Annotated in this window: 17 protein-coding genes; 9 read left to right on the top strand and 8 right to left on the bottom strand. The window is 62.7% G+C overall.

From position 1 onward, the window contains the following. Positions 1–148: 148 nt before the first annotated feature. Complete coding sequence (locus ACZ5G6_RS23075; RefSeq protein WP_223935109.1) at positions 149–1,123, top strand: acyl-CoA thioesterase; 975 nt, start codon at positions 149–151, stop codon at positions 1,121–1,123. A 103-nt stretch (positions 1,124–1,226) separates the two neighbouring features. Here the strand turns inward: ACZ5G6_RS23075 and ACZ5G6_RS23080 are convergent, their stop codons facing one another. The 4 genes from ACZ5G6_RS23080 to ACZ5G6_RS23095 form a co-directional block, all read right to left on the bottom strand. Further along, on the bottom strand, positions 1,227–1,883 hold the full coding sequence (locus tag ACZ5G6_RS23080; RefSeq protein ID WP_223935110.1) for a GntR family transcriptional regulator: 657 nt from the start codon (positions 1,881–1,883) through the stop codon (positions 1,227–1,229). Between the two features lie 119 nt (positions 1,884–2,002). Beyond that, entirely contained in the window at positions 2,003–3,025 is a 1,023-nt protein-coding gene (locus ACZ5G6_RS23085) for a transketolase family protein (protein ID WP_498688460.1), read from the bottom strand. After that, complete coding sequence (locus ACZ5G6_RS23090) at positions 3,022–3,912, bottom strand: transketolase (protein ID WP_223935112.1); 891 nt, start codon at positions 3,910–3,912, stop codon at positions 3,022–3,024. The genes ACZ5G6_RS23085 and ACZ5G6_RS23090 overlap by 4 nt, the downstream gene beginning before the upstream one ends. A 62-nt stretch (positions 3,913–3,974) precedes the next feature. Next, positions 3,975–5,312 (bottom strand): MFS transporter, encoded by a 1,338-nt coding sequence (locus tag ACZ5G6_RS23095; RefSeq protein ID WP_223935113.1) that lies wholly within the window; start codon positions 5,310–5,312, stop codon positions 3,975–3,977. A gap of 204 nt (positions 5,313–5,516) precedes the next feature. On the opposite strand from ACZ5G6_RS23095, the gene ACZ5G6_RS23100 reads away from it, so the two are divergent. Genes ACZ5G6_RS23100 through ACZ5G6_RS23120 form a run of 5 tightly spaced genes read left to right on the top strand, consistent with a single transcriptional unit; the run spans position 5,517 to position 10,283 of the window. Continuing rightward, positions 5,517–6,359 (top strand): sugar phosphate isomerase/epimerase family protein, encoded by an 843-nt coding sequence (locus ACZ5G6_RS23100; protein WP_498688463.1) that lies wholly within the window; start codon positions 5,517–5,519, stop codon positions 6,357–6,359. A gap of 32 nt (positions 6,360–6,391) precedes the next feature. Continuing rightward, positions 6,392–7,165, top strand: coding sequence for an SDR family NAD(P)-dependent oxidoreductase (locus ACZ5G6_RS23105; RefSeq protein WP_498688465.1), 774 nt, complete (start codon positions 6,392–6,394; stop codon positions 7,163–7,165). Positions 7,166–7,198: 33 nt separating this feature from the next. Continuing rightward, complete coding sequence (locus ACZ5G6_RS23110) at positions 7,199–8,950, top strand: dihydroxyacetone kinase family protein (RefSeq protein ID WP_498688467.1); 1,752 nt, start codon at positions 7,199–7,201, stop codon at positions 8,948–8,950. A 9-nt stretch (positions 8,951–8,959) separates the two neighbouring features. Next, a complete protein-coding gene (locus ACZ5G6_RS23115; RefSeq protein WP_223935117.1) occupies positions 8,960–9,418 on the top strand; it encodes a ribose-5-phosphate isomerase in 459 nt (152 codons plus the stop codon). A 37-nt stretch (positions 9,419–9,455) separates the two neighbouring features. Beyond that, a complete protein-coding gene (locus ACZ5G6_RS23120) occupies positions 9,456–10,283 on the top strand; it encodes a hypothetical protein (protein ID WP_498688470.1) in 828 nt (275 codons plus the stop codon). A gap of 44 nt (positions 10,284–10,327) precedes the next feature. On the opposite strand, the gene ACZ5G6_RS23125 is transcribed toward ACZ5G6_RS23120, so the two are convergent. Beyond that, complete coding sequence (locus ACZ5G6_RS23125; RefSeq protein ID WP_498688472.1) at positions 10,328–10,834, bottom strand: TetR/AcrR family transcriptional regulator; 507 nt, start codon at positions 10,832–10,834, stop codon at positions 10,328–10,330. 183 nt (positions 10,835–11,017) lie between these two features. On the opposite strand from ACZ5G6_RS23125, the gene ACZ5G6_RS23130 reads away from it, so the two are divergent. After that, positions 11,018–11,524 carry a cupin domain-containing protein gene (locus tag ACZ5G6_RS23130; RefSeq protein WP_223935120.1) on the top strand — a complete coding sequence of 169 codons (507 nt, stop codon included), beginning with the start codon at positions 11,018–11,020 and terminating at the stop codon, positions 11,522–11,524. 2 nt (positions 11,525–11,526) lie between these two features. Here ACZ5G6_RS23130 and dnaB read toward each other — a convergent pair whose 3' ends face one another. Beyond that, entirely contained in the window at positions 11,527–12,912 is a 1,386-nt protein-coding gene (gene dnaB, locus ACZ5G6_RS23135; protein WP_223935121.1) for a replicative DNA helicase, read from the bottom strand. A gap of 630 nt (positions 12,913–13,542) precedes the next feature. Between dnaB and ACZ5G6_RS23140 the strand changes: the two genes are divergently transcribed. Continuing rightward, positions 13,543–14,013, top strand: coding sequence for a hypothetical protein (locus ACZ5G6_RS23140; protein ID WP_223935122.1), 471 nt, complete (start codon positions 13,543–13,545; stop codon positions 14,011–14,013). A gap of 7 nt (positions 14,014–14,020) precedes the next feature. Continuing rightward, on the top strand, positions 14,021–14,596 hold the full coding sequence (locus ACZ5G6_RS23145) for a hypothetical protein (protein ID WP_498688475.1): 576 nt from the start codon (positions 14,021–14,023) through the stop codon (positions 14,594–14,596). Positions 14,597–14,602: 6 nt separating this feature from the next. Here the strand turns inward: ACZ5G6_RS23145 and ACZ5G6_RS23150 are convergent, their stop codons facing one another. Both ACZ5G6_RS23150 and ACZ5G6_RS23155 read right to left on the bottom strand, forming a co-directional pair. Further along, complete coding sequence (locus ACZ5G6_RS23150; RefSeq protein WP_498688477.1) at positions 14,603–14,965, bottom strand: TFIIB-type zinc ribbon-containing protein; 363 nt, start codon at positions 14,963–14,965, stop codon at positions 14,603–14,605. 49 nt (positions 14,966–15,014) lie between these two features. Then, positions 15,015–15,638 (bottom strand): FMN reductase, encoded by a 624-nt coding sequence (locus ACZ5G6_RS23155; protein WP_498692000.1) that lies wholly within the window; start codon positions 15,636–15,638, stop codon positions 15,015–15,017. Positions 15,639–15,651 lie beyond the last annotated feature (13 nt).

Raw genomic sequence — 15,651 nt, forward strand, 5'->3', positions numbered from 1 at the left:
ATTTCGGTGGTTTGCTGCGCATTCGATGGTTCGCCCGGCACTGTGCGCAGCGAACCATCGAATCGGCGGGGCAGACGGTCCGGCCACCCGGACAGCGCTTCACTTCTTAAGACACGTAACAGAAACCCGTCGACAGTAAACTTCGAGCATGAGCGAGACTGCCACCAATTCTGTGACCCTCCGCTTCCTGGCGGCCCCTACCGACGTCGGACACAGTGGTTCGGTCGATGCCGGCACAGTCCTCGAGTGGGTGGACAAGGCTGCTTATGCGGCGGCTGTGGGCTGGGCGAAGTCGTATTGCGTCACGGCGTACGTGGGCAATATCCACTTCACGGATCCGGTGAACAGCGGCGACATGGTGGAGGTAACGTCCACCATCGTTTACACCGGCCGTTCCTCCATGCACATCCACACGGTGGTCAGCTCCCGCGATCCCAAGGGGGGACCGGAGACGATGCACAGCCAGTGCATGGTGATTTTCGTGGCCGTCGGGCCTGATGGAAAGCCGATCCCTGTGCCACAGTTCGAGCCCTCCACTCCGGAGGAGATCGAACAACGTGATCACGCACTTGCCCGAATTGAAGTCCGTGAACAGATCGTCAATGCGATGAACGCCCAGGAATATACCGACGCCGGTACGGCCGAGCGCGTCGTCCTGCGGTTCATGGCGTCCCCTACTGACGTGAACTGGGGCGGAAAGGTCCACGGCGGCATCGTCATGAAATGGATCGACGAGGCGGCATACGTGTGTGCGTCGCGCTACTGCGGCAAGGACACCGTTGCAGTGTTCTCGGGCGGCGTTCGCTTCTACCGGCCACTGCTAATCGGACACGTCGTGGAAGTAGAGGCGCGCCTCGTTTACACCGGTGCAAAGGGCATGCACATTGCCGTCCACGTCCGCTCCGGTGATCCCAAAACCCGCGAGATGAACCTGACCACGTACTGCCTCACCGTCATGGTGGCCCGGGATGAAACGGGAACGGCGGTACCCATCCCCGAGTGGGTTCCCGTGTCCGACGAGGACAAGAAGCTGCACGCTCACGCGCGCGAGCTCCTGGAAATCCGCGGCCGGGCGCCGGGAAACCGGCTGCCTGATCATCTGCTGAAGGCGGCGGGCAACTAGCTCGGTCCAAGAGCTCCGTGTAGCTGGCAGGAAGGTCCAACTCGCGTGATTCAGTCATGCCTCGCACACTAGGCGACAGCCCTAACAAAAACGGCTGGCAGTACTACCCCACCAAGTTCTCCGCCGCACCATTCATGTGCGAGATGATGGTCTCGCGGGCCTTGGCGGCATTTCCGGTTTCGATCGCAGCAACAATGTCGTGATGCCGGCCCACGCTCATGTTCCGGGTGGCGCGCTCCAGCCCGGCGAACATGATGGACATCCGGATGGAACCCTCCAGGGATTCCCACGAGTGCAGCAGCGTCTCATTCCCGGAGAGGCGGCAGAGGGTGCGGTGGAATTCGAGGTCGGATTCGATCCGTTCCTCCAAGGATGACTTCGCGGCCTTGTCCATATTGTCGACGGCGGCACGCAACTGCGCGAGCGCGGTCTCCTTATCCGGCATCTCGCTAAGGGTCCGGGCGGCCAGGGATTCAAGGACTCCACGGACAGCGAAGATGTCCCGGATCTCCTTGACGTCGAGGTGCCGCACGGAGAGCCGACCCCGGGCACCGGCGGAGACCAGGCCTTCTTGCTCCAGTTGGCGCAGGGCTTCCCGGAGTGTGCCTCGGCTGATCTGCAGCATTTCAGACAGTTCGGTTTCCACGAGGTGCCGCCCAGGCTCCAGCTCACCGCTGGTGATCGCACTACGCAGAGCGGCGAGTGCCTGTTCGCGCAGGCTCTTCTTCTCCAGTCCCAGCAGGGATGCGGTGGCGGCCATGGTGTGTCCTCAAATTCTATGGGCGACTGCTAACAGTCTGGTGTTAACTGTTGATACTACGGGCAGTGGTGCGGGACCGGCAGCAACTGCCAGTCCCGCACCACTGTCGGAACAATAATTCAGCCCAGTTCAGCCAGCACCTTGGCTACGATCCGGTCCACTGACAGGCCGTATCGCTCGTGCAGCGTTGGCAACGCGCCGGCGTCGAGGAACTGGTCCGGAAGCGCGATGGGAACCACGCGCTTGCCCAGGCCGGCGGTTACGACGGCGGACGCTACAGTTTCGAACAGACCGCCAACAACCGTGTGGTTTTCCAGCGTGACGGCCAAGCGGTCAGTGTTGATTTCGGCCAGCACGGTTGCGGAGTCGAACGGCTTGATGGTTGGCGTGTGCACTACGGCGACATCCACGTTGTGCTTGGCAAGTGCATCTGCAGCCTGCAAGGCACGCATGGTCATCAGACCTGAGGATACGAACACGACGTCGTTGCCGCCTCGCAGGACCTTGGCCTTGCCGAGCTCGAACTTGTAGTCGTACGCGTCCAGGACAGTGGGTACGTTGCCGCGCAGGAGTCTCAGGTACGTTGGTCCATCCGAGGCCGCGAGCTGCGGAACAGCCTGCTCGATGTCCACGGAGTCGCAGGGATCCACGATGGTCAGGTTGGGCATGCCGCGGAAGATCGCCATGTCCTCGGTGGCCTGGTGGCTCGGTCCGTAGCCGGTGGTCAGGCCGGGAAGCCCGCCAACAATGTTGACGTTGAGGTTCGGCTCGGCGATATCCAGGCACAGGAAGTCGTACGCACGGCGAGCGGCGAACACCGAATAGGTGGACGCGAACGGAATGAGTCCCGTCTCGGCCATGCCCGCTGCGGCTCCGAAGAGGAGCTGCTCGGCCATACCCATCTGGAAGAACCGGTCCGGGAAGGCCTTGGCGAAAATGTGCATGTCCGTGTACTTGCCAAGGTCCGCCGTGAGTCCAACAATCCGCGAATCGGCCTCGGCAGCCTTGACCAGCGCGTGCCCAAACGGCGCCGAAGTCGTCTTTTGGCCGGGGTCCGCAAAGGACGCGATCATGGCGGAGGTTTTCAGCTTCGGCTTGGCCGCCGAACCTGCCGAACCCGCCGCCGTCGTAACTGTGCTCATGCTGAAGCCGTCCCTTCGTATCCTGCGGTCAGCTGATCGCGGCAGATCTGCCATTCGTGTTCTTCGATGCGCATGAAGTGCGCCTTTTCGCGGGTTTCCAAGAGCGGCACGCCGCGTCCAACTTTGGTGTCGCAGAGGATCACGGATGGCCGCCCGGTAGCCGCTGACTGAGAACCAATGTTGTCGAACGCTGCCAGCAGCGCACCGACGTCGTTCCCGTCCACGCGCTGGGTGTACCAACCGAACGCTTCCCACTTCTCGGTGACCGGTTCGGTGCGCAGCACGGTATCCGTGGCGCCGTCGGCCTGGAGGGCGTTGATGTCCACCATTGCAGTGAGGTTCCCGAGCTGGTGGTGGTGCGCACCCATGGCGGCCTCCCACGTGGATCCCTCATCCAGCTCACCATCGGAGAGGAAGTTAATCACGCGGGACGCGGAGCTTTGGAGACGCAGGCCCAAAGCCATTCCGACGGCGATCGTCAGGCCGTGGCCCAGCGAACCGCCGGAGATCTCCATGCCCGGGGTGTAGGTGGACATGCCGGACATCGGGAGGCGGGAATCGTCGGAGCCGTACGTTTCGAGCTCAGCTACAGGCACGATTCCGGCTTCGGCCAACGCCGCGTAATGGCCGATCGCGTAGTGGCCCGTAGAGAGAAGGAAGCGGTCGCGTCCCTCCCAGTGCGGGTCTTCGGCACGGTACGTCAGCTGGTCGGCGTAGACGGCAGCCAGCATGTCAGCGGCGCCGAGGGCTTGGCCAACGTAACCCTGGCCTTGGACCTCGCCCATGGTCAGGGCGTGGTGGCGGATGCGGTAGGCGGCGGCACTGATGCGCTCTACCCGCTCGGCCGCGGGAGCGGCCGGAGCCGTTTCAACTGATGAGAGAGTCACTGGTTTCCTTCCGGAGTCGGGCGCGTGCCGATGGGGAGTACGCGCCCGACGTCGATGGCTGCTTAGGCGTTTACCGTCTGGGGAGTTTTGCTGGCGGCTTCTTCGGCGAGCGTACGCTCACGCTTGCCCCAGGTTTCCCGGGTGATCAGTGCTGCCCACAGGCCGATGGCTGCGTAGAAGCTGAACAGCAGCGCCGGTCCGATCCAGCCCATGCTGACGAACAGCAGGGTGGTGATGAAGGGGGTGAAGCCGGAGACCATGGCAGAGATCTGGTAGGACAGCGAAGCTCCGGATGAACGGGTCTTGGCTTGGAACAACTCCGGGAACCAGGCGCCCTGGGCGCCGGCGAGGGAGTTCTGGCACACGGCATAGGCGACGACGATGGTCGCGATGATCAGCAGGAACAAGCCAGTGTTGACCAGCATGAACATCGGGATGCCGAAGACGACGGCGAAGGCGGTGGACCAGATGTAGACGGGACGGCGACCAACTTTGTCTGTGAGCTTTCCCCAGAAGTATGTGGCGAAGATACCGATGCCGGCTGCAACGCAGAGCGCCACCAGGGTTTCAGTCTTGTCCGCCAGCTTGTTGGTGTGCAGGTAGGAAATCATGTAGGTCACGGACACTGCGTAACCGGCGGTTTCAGCAATACGGAGGCCGATGCCACGGACGATGTTGCGCCAGTCGGTCTTGATGACATCCACAATGGGAGACTTCACGATGTCGCCCTTGGATTTGACGTCCTCGAAGACCGGCGACTCGGGAACCTTGGAGCGGATGATGAGGCCCACGGCAACCAGCACGATGCTCGCGAGGAACGGTACGCGCCAGGCCCATTCACTGCCGAGTCCGACGCTGCTGAGGAAGACGAGGTTTGCAAGCAACAGGCCAACCGGGAAGCCGGCCTGCACGATTCCCGTGAACTGGCCCTTCTTCCGCCATGGCGCGTGCTCGTAACTCATGAGAATGGCGCCGCCCCACTCGGCACCGAAGGCCAGGCCTTGGATGACTCGTACGATCACCAGGAGCGCGGGAGCCAGGAGGCCCACCTGCTGGTACGTGGGCAGCAGGCCGATAGCGAAGGTTGCCAGGCCCATCAGGATGAGCGAAGCCACCAGGACCGGCTTGCGGCCGAGCTTGTCGCCGAGGTGGCCACCTATGATTCCGCCCAACGGACGGGCAGCGAAGCCGACGCCGAGGGTCGCGAAGGAGGCCAGGGTGCCAGTCACCGGGTCGGCGCCCGGGAAGAACGCTGTACCGAAGTACAGTGCAGCGGCTGTGCCGAAACCGATGAAATCGTAGGTTTCGATGACTGCGCCAACGCCCGAACCGACGGCGACGCGCTTTGCTTCCTTGGTTCCATGAACCGGACCACGCATGGTCAGAGCTTCATTGCTCATTTGTGTATTTCCCTTTCGAAGAGTGAGGCGCTTCTTCGGCAACCCCACTGTCGACAGTCAACATAATACGTCAACTGTGACCGAGGACACCAGCAATGTCAACAGTCAACTTCAAAGGTTGACTGTCAACAGTCAACCCGGCTAACGTGGTCTCCATCACTAAGGCCTTCTCTGGCGAGGGCCCCAACTTGAGGATCAACGACGATGTTCCATCACCGACTGGGCTGTTCTTCCATCAGCTTCCGCCACCACGATTTGGGGACGGCCCTGAAAACAATGGGTGGCCTCGGCTTCGAAGAAATCGACCTTGGCGCGTTGCCCGGCGTTTGCGACCATGTGCCCTACGTACTGGACGCCGAGGCAGTGGGGGCGGTTGCCGCCGTCGTAAATTACTCGGGCCTGCGCGTCCGCTCGGTAAACGGCGATGTTGGGGACCTGAACGCAACGCTCGACGCCGGTGCGCAGGAAGCGCGCGATCGGCACCTTGAGATGCTGCTCGCCTTGGCGGCCAAGACGGGTGCGAACGCTCTGGTCCTGCCGTGCGGCGCGATCGACCATGACCCCGTGAAGAGCTTGGAAGAGGACATCGACGCTGTGGCAGCTCAATTGATCCAGGCGTCTGCTCGCGCCAAAGAGGTCGGCGTCGAGCTGTGGACCGAATCCCTGCACTACTACCGGCTGTGCTGGAACACGGAACGCGCGCAACTGCTCGCAGACCGCCTGGCCGGTTCGGACGTCGGAATCGTCATGGACTTCAGCCACATTGTGGCCTCTGGAGGCGACCCCGTGGACTTCGTTGATCGCTTCTCCGCCAGCATCAAACACGTCCACCTACGCGACGCCGTTTCGGCCACAGAAAACGAGCCGGGGAACATCAACCTCAGCATCGGCAATGGCAAGGCCGACTTCGCTGCCGGACTCGCAGCCCTGCGGGAAGTTGGCTACACCGGTCACTTCTCCCTGGAGCTCGAAACCCGGGACGTCACCCACGATGAACGCCCGGCAGGCGCAGCCAAGGCGGCCAGTTACATCACAGACCTCATCTGAACTTTTCCAACAACCACCATTCAAGGAGCACCATGACCACCATCCAGCGCACCGCCGTCCTCACCGGAGCTACCTCCGATCGCGGCATCGGCCTGACCACCGCCCGCCGCTATGCCAACCAGGGCTGGGGCATTGCCATTCTGGACCTCGACGGCGAGAAGTCCGCCAAGGTTGCTGCCGAAATTGCCAACGAGTTCAACGTCCCTGCATTCGGCTACGAAATCGACGTTGCCAACGAAGCTTCCGTCACCGCAGCCCAGGCCGCCGTGACCGCGGAAGTTGCCGCCGGAAACCTCCCGCCCGTCGGCGCCCTGGCCAACATCGCCGGCATTACGTCCCCCGTTCCTTTCCTGGAAACCACCCTTGAGCTGTGGCACAAGGTCATGGACGTCAACGCGACCGGCACTTACCTGGTCACCAAGGCCTTCCTTCCGGACATGATCGCCAACGGCTGGGGCCGCATCGTCAACATGTCCTCGGTCTCCGCACAGCGCGGCGGCGGCGTGTTCGGCAAGGTCCCCTACTCCGCAGCAAAGGCCGCCATCCTCGGCTTCACCAAGGCACTCGCCCGGGAAATCGGCGATACCGGCGTGACCGTCAATGCCATCACCCCCGGCGCCGTGGACACCAACATCCGCGTCGGCAGCACCGAAGAACAGGAAGCCGCCATCAACGCAGGCATCCCCTTGGGCCGCAACGCCACCACCGAGGAAGTTGCCGCCGTCATCACGTTCCTCTCCTCCGAGGACTCCGCATACCTGACCGGCACCACCATCGACATCAACGGCGGCAGCCACATCCACTAATTCGAGCTGCTCGAAGGAAACCCAGGACCCACTATGACCAGAATCTTCAACGATCCCGCCGACTTCGCTGACGAAGCCCTCGCCGGTTTCTGTGACGCCCACTCGGACCTTGTCCGCCAGGTAGAAGGCGGCGCAGTCCGCCGCAGCCGCCCGGCAACTCCGAAGGTCGCCGTCATCACCGGCGGCGGCTCCGGACACTACCCGGCCTTCGCAGGCATCATCGGACCGGGCTTCGCTGACGGTGCCGTGGTGGGCAACATCTTCACTTCGCCCTCCACCCAGCAGGCCTACTCCGTGGCCAAGGCTGCCGACTCCGGCGCCGGCGTCGTCTTCACGTACGGCAACTACGCCGGCGACGTCATGAACTTCGGCATGGCCACCGAACGCTTGAACGCCGAGGGTATCCCGGCAGAAAACGTGCTGGTCACGGACGACATCGCCAGCGCAGCCCCGCACGAGGCCGAGAAGCGTCGCGGGATTGCCGGGGACTTCGTGGTCTTCAAAGTCATGGGTGCAGCGGCCGAGGCCGGGCTCGACCTCGCCTCGGTGGTCCGTGTGGGACGCAAGGCCAACAGCCTTACCAAGACCATCGGCACGGCATTCAGTGGTTGTACCTTCCCGGGGGCCGATCAGCCGTTGTTCCGTCTTCCCGAGGGGCAGATGGGCCTGGGCCTGGGTATCCACGGCGAGCCTGGACTGTTCGATACCGAGCTGCCGTCCGCCGTCGAGCTTGGCCAGGAACTCGTCCGACGCGTGCTGGCTGAGACGCCGGAGTCCGGTTCAACGCGGCTGGCCGTGATCCTCAACGGTTTGGGTTCCACCAAGCACGAAGAACTCTTTGTCCTGTGGCGCACGGTGGCTCCCCTCCTCCGCGAGGCCGGCTACACGCTTGTCATGCCGGAGGTTGGCGAGCTGGTGACCAGCCTGGACATGGCCGGCGTTTCGCTGACGCTCACATGGCTGGATGACGAGCTTGAGCAGTACTGGACCGCTCCCGCGCTGACGCCGGCGTACCGTCGTGGGGCTGTTGGCTTCGAGGTTGCTTCGGCCGAAGACTCTGGGGTCGACGCTTCTGCCGCTGCCGCTGTTGACTACTCCGCCACAAGCGAATCGCGCGAATATGCTGCGCAATGCCTCTCCGCCCTGGACGCTACTGCCGACCTGTTGCGGGACTCCGAAGCAAAACTGGGCGACATGGACGCAATCGCCGGCGACGGCGACCACGGCCGCGGCATGGTCCGCGGATCCGCGGCAGCCCTCGCCGCGGCATCTGTTGCGTCCGAACGCGGCGCCGGAGCCGGCTCCGTGTTGATCGCCGCCGGTGACGCCTGGGCCGATAAGGCCGGCGGTACGTCGGGCGTCCTGTGGGGCGCCGGACTGCGCGCCTTTGGCGAGCGGCTGGGAGACGCAGAAACCCCGACGCCGGTGGTCCTCGCCGAGTCTATTCGCGCCTTCGCGGACCGCATCACCAGCCTTGGCAAGGCCGAGATCGGTGACAAGACAATGGTGGACGCGCTGCTGCCGTTCGCTTCCTCGCTTGAGGCCCTTATCTCTGCTGGCACTGCGCCCGAGGATGCTTGGTCCGCTGCCGCGGCCGACGCTGCCAAGGCCGCTGCAGCCACCGCGGAACTTCGTCCCCTCAAGGGCCGAGCGAGGCCGCTGGCCGAGAAGAGCATCGGTACGCCGGATCCCGGGGCGACGTCGCTCGCCATGGTGTTTGCCGCCGTCGGGCCGCATTTCGCCGCAGTTCCTGTCACGGCAAGCAACTTCGCAACGAGCAACTAGGAGGATCACATGCGTATCATTGTGGGCGCCGACGAAGCAGGCGTTGATTACAAAGACCAGATCCTGGCCGACCTCTCAGCGGACTCGCGGATCACCGAAGTGATTGACATCGGCGTGAACCGCGCGGACGAGGACTTCACCAAGCCCTACCCGTATGTGGGAATTGCAGCCGGTGAAATGATCCGCGAGGGCAAAGCCGATCGGGCCATCCTGTTCTGCGGGACTGGGATCGGCGTGGCCATCGCGGCAAACAAGGTTCCGGGCATCCGGGCTACAGCTGCACACGATTCCTTCTCCGTGGAGCGATCCATTCTGTCCAACGACTGCCAGGTCCTCACCATGGGCCAGCGCGTTGTGGGCGTGGAGCTGGCCCGCCGGCTAGCCAAGGAATGGATCGGCTACGCGTTCGACCCCGAATCCGGCTCGGCCGCGAAGGTCAAGGTGCTCAGCGACTTCGAGGGCTGCTAGGCCTTCGGGGCGCTCCTGCCTCGCGATAAACTGGACCATGACCGGTGCCCGTGCCCGTCTACTGGCTTGGTCCTTCGCCCTGGCCGTCCTCCTTTCAGGCTGTTCGTCCGCGACCGGCGTGGACGAGGCCGCCTCCAACCAGCCGCAACCAGTCGAGTCCGCGCATCCAGTGGCCGGGGAAGTCGCCCTCGCCACTCAAGCACCCCCGCAGGCTGCCCCCAGCCCAACTTCGGTGCCGGTACCAGTCCCGGCACCGGTGGGAACGCCTCAGCCGTACTCCCTTAACCTCTACCAAGAGGGCGACTTCGTACCGCAGTACACGTTCGACTGGTGCGTCGCGGCGAGCATACAGATGACGCGCAACCTCATCGACGACACGGGCGGCGGTACCTGGGCCGGCCGCGCCCAGCAGAGCGAACTGTGGGAAATGGCGCGAATGAGGTCCTCCGATTCATTCAACGGCGCCAACCCCTTCGGTTGGGCAGCGGTGCTGACCGCCGTTGGGATGGGTCCCTACGAAGTTGTCAGCATTGCCGACTACGAGGATGCCCTGCAGGCTGCGGCGCGCGCCATGGCCAGTACGGGCCGCCCCGTTGGGCTGGTCATGTGGAGTGGCCGCCACGCCTGGGTAATGAGCGGATTCGAGTCACTCGGCGATCCTGCCCAATTCCCGGAAATCACGGTTACCGGAGTACGCGTCCTGGATCCGCTGTTCCCCTATGGGAGTGGGCAGTGGGGGCCATCACCTGCCCCCAACAGCCTGCTGACCCCGGATCAGCTGGCGACACAATTCGTGGTCCGGGAGCCGCGACGCTGGAGCAGCGCGCTCCCCACCGGGTACCTGATGGTGCTTCCCCGGCGCTAACCGGTCGCCGTGCCCTGCTCATAGCACGGCCCGGCGAGATCGGTTTATGAGCCGCCTGGGAGTCCCCTAGCGAGCGCATGGGACAACAAGGCCCTCGCTGTCCACCGCATCGAGGCCACTGCGTCCTCACGGCTAAGGCCCCCAACATCGGTCAGCCAGACCAGGGACTCGATGCCTATGGCACTTCGGATGGCCAGTACCAGCTGATGAAGGTCCTGATCTGTCATTGTCTTTTGCATTGGGGCAAGCGCTTCGGTGATCCAAGCTATGGCCCTGCCCTGCCGGAGCGGAAGGCTACGGCCTTCACCGATCGTCCCCTCAAGGGAAAGCCGAAGCATGGTTCGTTGCTGTGCTTCCGTCTCAATAATGATCTTGAGGAACTCGACCACTACGGCGTCCAGCCGCTCCGCCACGCCCTCTGGCGGCGATTCCGGAAGGAGGGATGTTCGCGCGGTCTCAGGATGGGCGGCAGCCAGTAGCTCCCTCTGCCCGGAGAAATACCTGTAGGCAGTACTCCGCGGGATCCCTGCCGCTTGGGCGGCTTCATCCACTGTGGGAGAGACGCCGGACGCGATCAGGGAACGTGCTGCCCGAGGAGGGTATCCAGCGTACGGCGTTCTTGACCGGTCCGACCAACGTCAACGTAGGCTCTTGAGATACCACTCATGGTACATGAGTCTTGTTATGAGACATACGTCTCATAAGTCTTCCTACCACGCATCGAGGCGAGCATCATGGAGACGACGAAGGCGGCATCAGCAATCATCCGGCAGCCAGGCGAAGGCGCGAGGCGCTGGTTCTTCGGCGGCGGGGTGCACACATGGAAGGCGACGGGAGACGAGACGGCAGGCGCGTTCCTCCTGTTTGAAGACGAGATGTCCCTCAACAAAGTCACACCCATGCATACCCATCCCGATTCCGACGAGACCATGTACATACTGGCCGGAGAGATCCTGATGAACATGGACGGTGAGGAGCATCGCGTCGCCGCGGGCGGAGTGACCATCGCACCGCGCGGCGTCCCCCACGCCTTCAAAGTTCTTCAGGACGGAACCCGCGTTTTATGCCTCCACACGCCAGGCAGCACGCAGGCCTTTTACGACGGCGCCAGCGAACCTCTCGGCACCAACGGCGAGGCTCAGGCGGTGGATTTTGACCGCATCAGGGAATCAGGACGTGTGAATGGCGGCATCGAAATCGTGGGCCCTCCCCCATTCCCGCAAGCCGGGCCCCGCGGCTGAATCTAGAACCCGCCCCCACCGCCGGCATCGCCAGCCATGTTGGCGAAACGCGAGTAGTGGCCTTGGAACGCCACTACGATGTCTTTGGTGGGGCCGTTACGGTGCTTGGCGATGAGGATGTCGGCCTCGCCAGCACGTGGCGATTCTTTGTCGTAGACGTCTTCTCGGTGGAGCAGGATGACCATGTCGGCATCCTGCTCGATGGAACCGGATTCACGGAGGTCGGACACCATGGGTCGTTTGTCCTGACGCTGTTCGGAACCACGGTTCAGCTGCGACAGCGCAATGACGGGAACCTGAAGTTCCTTGGCGAGCAGCTTGAGGGCACGCGAGAACTCGGAGACTTCCTGCTGGCGGGACTCCACTTTCTTGCCCGAGCTCATCAGCTGGAGGTAGTCGAGGATCACGAGCTTGAGGTCATGCTGCTGCTTCAGTCGGCGGCACTTTGCCCTGATTTCCATGAGCGACATATTGGGGCTGTCGTCAATGAACAGCGGGGCGTCGTTCATGCGGCCCATGGTGGTGGCGATCTTGGACCACTGCTCGTCCTTGATAGTGCCCTTGCGAAGGTCCTGCAGCCCGATGGTGGCTTCGGCTGAGAGCAGACGCATCGCGATCTCGTTCCGGCCCATTTCGAGGGAGAACATGACTGTGGCCAGGTTGTTCTTGATAGCGGCGGAGCGGGCGAAGTCCAACGCGAACGTGGACTTACCGACCGCAGGACGGGCGGCGATAACGATCATCTGCCCCGGGTGGAGGCCGTGGGTCAGTTCGTCGAGCTCGTAGAAACCGGTGGGAACGCCAACCATGCCTTCGCCGCGATGCCCGGAAGCCTCGATCTCGTCCACAGTGGACTCCATGACGTCCTTCAACGCCACGTAGTCTTCGGCAGTGCGCTTTTCAGCAACCGCGTAGACCTCGGCCTGTGCCTGGTTGACGAGGTCTTCCACTTCGCCATCCTGGCCGTAGCCCATCTGGACAATCTTGGTGCCGGCGTTCACGAGTCGGCGCAAGACTGCGCGCTCTGCGACGATCTCGGCGTAATAGCCTGCGTTCGCGGCCGTGGGAACGGTTTGGATGAGCTCGTGCAGGTAGGCCGGTCCGCCGATCCTGTTGATCTCTCCGCGCTTGGTCAGCTCATCGGAGACCGTAACGGCGTCGGCAGGTTCGCCGCGGCCGTAGAGGTCAATGATCGACTCGTAAATGGTCTCGTGGGCGGGACGGTAGAAGTCGTGGCCACGGACGATTTCGACGACGTCGGCGATTGCGTCCTTGGACAACATCATGCCGCCAAGGACTGACTGCTCGGCGGGGATGTCCTGCGGAGGTTTCCGGCTCGAGTCCGAAGAGCGTGCGCCCTCGATTGAGTCCAAGTGCGTAACTGACAAAGCCGTCCTCCATTTGTGTACCGCTGCAGAGAGTTAGTCCCTCAGTGGTGCGTAAAGCGCAGGTGTACCTGGGATGGATTGCCCGAGCCTCCGGACCAGCCGAGTGCTCCTGTTATATCCATAGAGGTCCGACAATTTTCGGCTTTCCCCAATTTCCACAACTTATCCACAGAAGTCTCCCCAAGCATGTTTGCGCGCGGCTGCTTAGAGGTCACTGAGAGGGCAATTTCCATACTGAAACAGGTACCCGAGCCACGTTAGCGGTGCGCGGTCCGGGTGCAAAGTCCACTGTCAAGCACACATGTGGATAACCTGTGGAATACCGCCCCCACGTTGTGCACAGTCTGTGCGTTACCCTGTGGATAGAGAATTTTTTTTGCGGCAACTAGGCTCTGACCTGCGAAAACGTTCATCACAGCCTGTGGAGCAAAGAAAGTTTTGGGGAAAAATCATCCACAGAACCAGCTGGTCCGGATGGTCGTCCGAGCTCAAAATCCATGCTAAACATGCCGCAAATGCGATGCATCTTACAAAGAGGGCCTTAATTTGACACTGTCCTCTCAGAAGTCTATGCCGGGAATGGAATGTGCTGTGGATAACCAAGTTCTGGCATAAGCTCTAAGCATGGGGATGAACTTTGGTGACGTGCTGATGATTGCCCTTCCGCTAATTGTCCTCCTGGGCCTGCTGTGGGCGCTTTCAGCGGCCTTCAAACCGCGCGACACAGGTCTTTCGGATGCCGAGCGCTATCAACACGAGCTTGCGGCTCGCTCCGCAGCGCACCAAGCTTCCCAAGTCCAGGCGGCCCTTGCTGCCCGCGCCAAAATCGAGGCTTCCACCAAGCCAAGCCAGAACGAGGCCCAGCACACCCAGCAGACGGAACAAAGCCGGGCTGCTCATCAGGCTCAAGCTGCCAGGACGGCCGGCGCTCAAACCGGGCACCAGCCAGCGGTGCTTCCCAATGGCCAACTCAATCCCCAGCTCGCCTTCGACTTGCAGAACCTGGTCCGCAGCGGGCGCAAGATCGAGGCCATCAAAGTCTTCCGCCAGGCCACCCATTCAGACTTACTCACCGCTAAGAACTATGTAGATCGGCTCTGACAACGCCATGGATTCCTTGTTTATCCCGCTCGTAATTTTGATCGCGGTCATTGCGGGCGTATTGCTGCTTATGCGTTCCTTCCGCAAGCGTTCGGCGGAGACAAAGGCAGGTGTAGCTGCGGCCAGCTCCCCCAAGGATCCTGTCCAGCTGGCGAAAGAATCGGCGGCGAAGCTGAACGAGGAACAGCACAGGCGGCTCTACTCGCTTATTGCCCAAGGCCAGGGCATGGCAGCGATCAAGCTGTATCTGCAGGCCACTGGTGAGGGCCTACGGGCGTCACGTGACGCCGTCGGCGCTCTGGCCGCGCACCCCCAGCCCTTCAAGCCGGAGGCGCAGCCCAAGGATCTTTTGTCGGACGACGACGACGAGCCCGAGCGCTTCCCGTACCGGTACCGGGCGATCGTCAGCAAGGGCGATGTGACGCGCGAGGTGAGCAGCAACATGCTCAACGACGAGATCTATGGACGAATCCGGACCTTGGCAAAAAGCGGTGATGTGGAGGGCGCAGCACTGGCACTGACACGCCACTCGGACATCACCATCAAACAGGCGCGTGAATTCATCGAACTCCTGGAAGACTAACCTCGGTTAGAAATCGAACAGGTCCCCCAGGAAGCCTTCCTTCTTCTTGCGTTTACGGCCATACTCGTCGCGGCGGTCATAGTCACCCCTGCGCTCATAATCCCGGCGGTCATCGTCGCGGCGATCGCCGCGGTCATCGTAGCGGGGTTGTTGCGGCCGCGATTCAAAAGGGTTGTAGACGGGCGGCGGTGCGATCGGAGGCTGCGGCGGGGTGGGGGCCTGCCTCGCAGGGGCCGGCATGGTTTCGGCGGCGACCCGATCAATGATCTTGTCCAGCTCACCGCGGTCCAGCCATACACCCCGGCACTGCGGGCAGTAGTCAATCTCCACGCCGCTTCGTTCGCTCATCACCAGGTCAATGGAATCCACAGGACACTTCATGCTTGGCCCAACGACCGGACCCGATGAAAAGTTCGGACTACCGGCCAGCTGAAATGCCGGCCAGCAGCTGTTCGAATGGCAGTGACTCCAGGGCTGGGGTCTTGCGCCCCGGCTGGGCGCCGCTGAGCAGTTGCACGAGTTCACCGGCCGCCCGGTCCACTCGCGCCGAAAGGGGCGAGCCGCCGTCGTCGTTTCCCCAGTCCTGGGGTCCGGCGAACACGCCGGTGGCAGCCGTACGGGTCCTCAGGTAGCTGAACAGCGGCCGCATGGCGTAGTCCAGGACCATCTGGTGGCGGTCGGTGCCGCCTGTGGCGCCAAGCAGTACGGCCTTGCCATCGAGGGACTTGGGGTCCAGGACGTCGATGAAAGACTTGAAGAGGCCGCTATAGGACGCGCTGAAAACGGGGCTGACGGCGATGATTCCGTCTGAATCCTCGACGCCGGCAATCACCTCTGCGAGGCGCGGCGCGGCATAGCCGGTCACGAAGTTGTTTGCGATGTCCACTGCCAGGTCTCGCAACTCGACGACGTCGATCCTCACCTCATAGCCTGCCGCGCGCAACTGCCGCTCGGCAGAGGCGGCCAGTTGGTCAGCCAGCAGTCGGCTCGATGACGGGACGCCGAGTCCGGCGGAAAGGACGGTGATGCGGCGGGTTTCCATGGCATTCTCCTGT

It is taken from the genome of Arthrobacter sp. TmtSoilC51 (assembly GCF_055388015.1).

Coding starts and splice junctions, on each gene's coding strand:
- ACZ5G6_RS23115 (WP_223935117.1), top strand. CDS start 8,960: ATGCGTATCATTGTGGGCGCCGACGAAGCAGGCGTTGATTACAAAGAC.
- ACZ5G6_RS23100 (WP_498688463.1), top strand. CDS start 5,517: ATGTTCCATCACCGACTGGGCTGTTCTTCCATCAGCTTCCGCCACCAC.
- ACZ5G6_RS23120 (WP_498688470.1), top strand. CDS start 9,456: ATGACCGGTGCCCGTGCCCGTCTACTGGCTTGGTCCTTCGCCCTGGCC.
- ACZ5G6_RS23110 (WP_498688467.1), top strand. CDS start 7,199: ATGACCAGAATCTTCAACGATCCCGCCGACTTCGCTGACGAAGCCCTC.
- ACZ5G6_RS23130 (WP_223935120.1), top strand. CDS start 11,018: ATGGAGACGACGAAGGCGGCATCAGCAATCATCCGGCAGCCAGGCGAA.
- ACZ5G6_RS23155 (WP_498692000.1), bottom strand. CDS start 15,638: ATGGAAACCCGCCGCATCACCGTCCTTTCCGCCGGACTCGGCGTCCCG.
- ACZ5G6_RS23095 (WP_223935113.1), bottom strand. CDS start 5,312: ATGAGCAATGAAGCTCTGACCATGCGTGGTCCGGTTCATGGAACCAAG.
- ACZ5G6_RS23080 (WP_223935110.1), bottom strand. CDS start 1,883: ATGGCCGCCACCGCATCCCTGCTGGGACTGGAGAAGAAGAGCCTGCGC.
- ACZ5G6_RS23075 (WP_223935109.1), top strand. CDS start 149: ATGAGCGAGACTGCCACCAATTCTGTGACCCTCCGCTTCCTGGCGGCC.
- ACZ5G6_RS23140 (WP_223935122.1), top strand. CDS start 13,543: ATGAACTTTGGTGACGTGCTGATGATTGCCCTTCCGCTAATTGTCCTC.
- ACZ5G6_RS23085 (WP_498688460.1), bottom strand. CDS start 3,025: ATGAGCACAGTTACGACGGCGGCGGGTTCGGCAGGTTCGGCGGCCAAG.
- ACZ5G6_RS23145 (WP_498688475.1), top strand. CDS start 14,021: ATGGATTCCTTGTTTATCCCGCTCGTAATTTTGATCGCGGTCATTGCG.
- ACZ5G6_RS23105 (WP_498688465.1), top strand. CDS start 6,392: ATGACCACCATCCAGCGCACCGCCGTCCTCACCGGAGCTACCTCCGAT.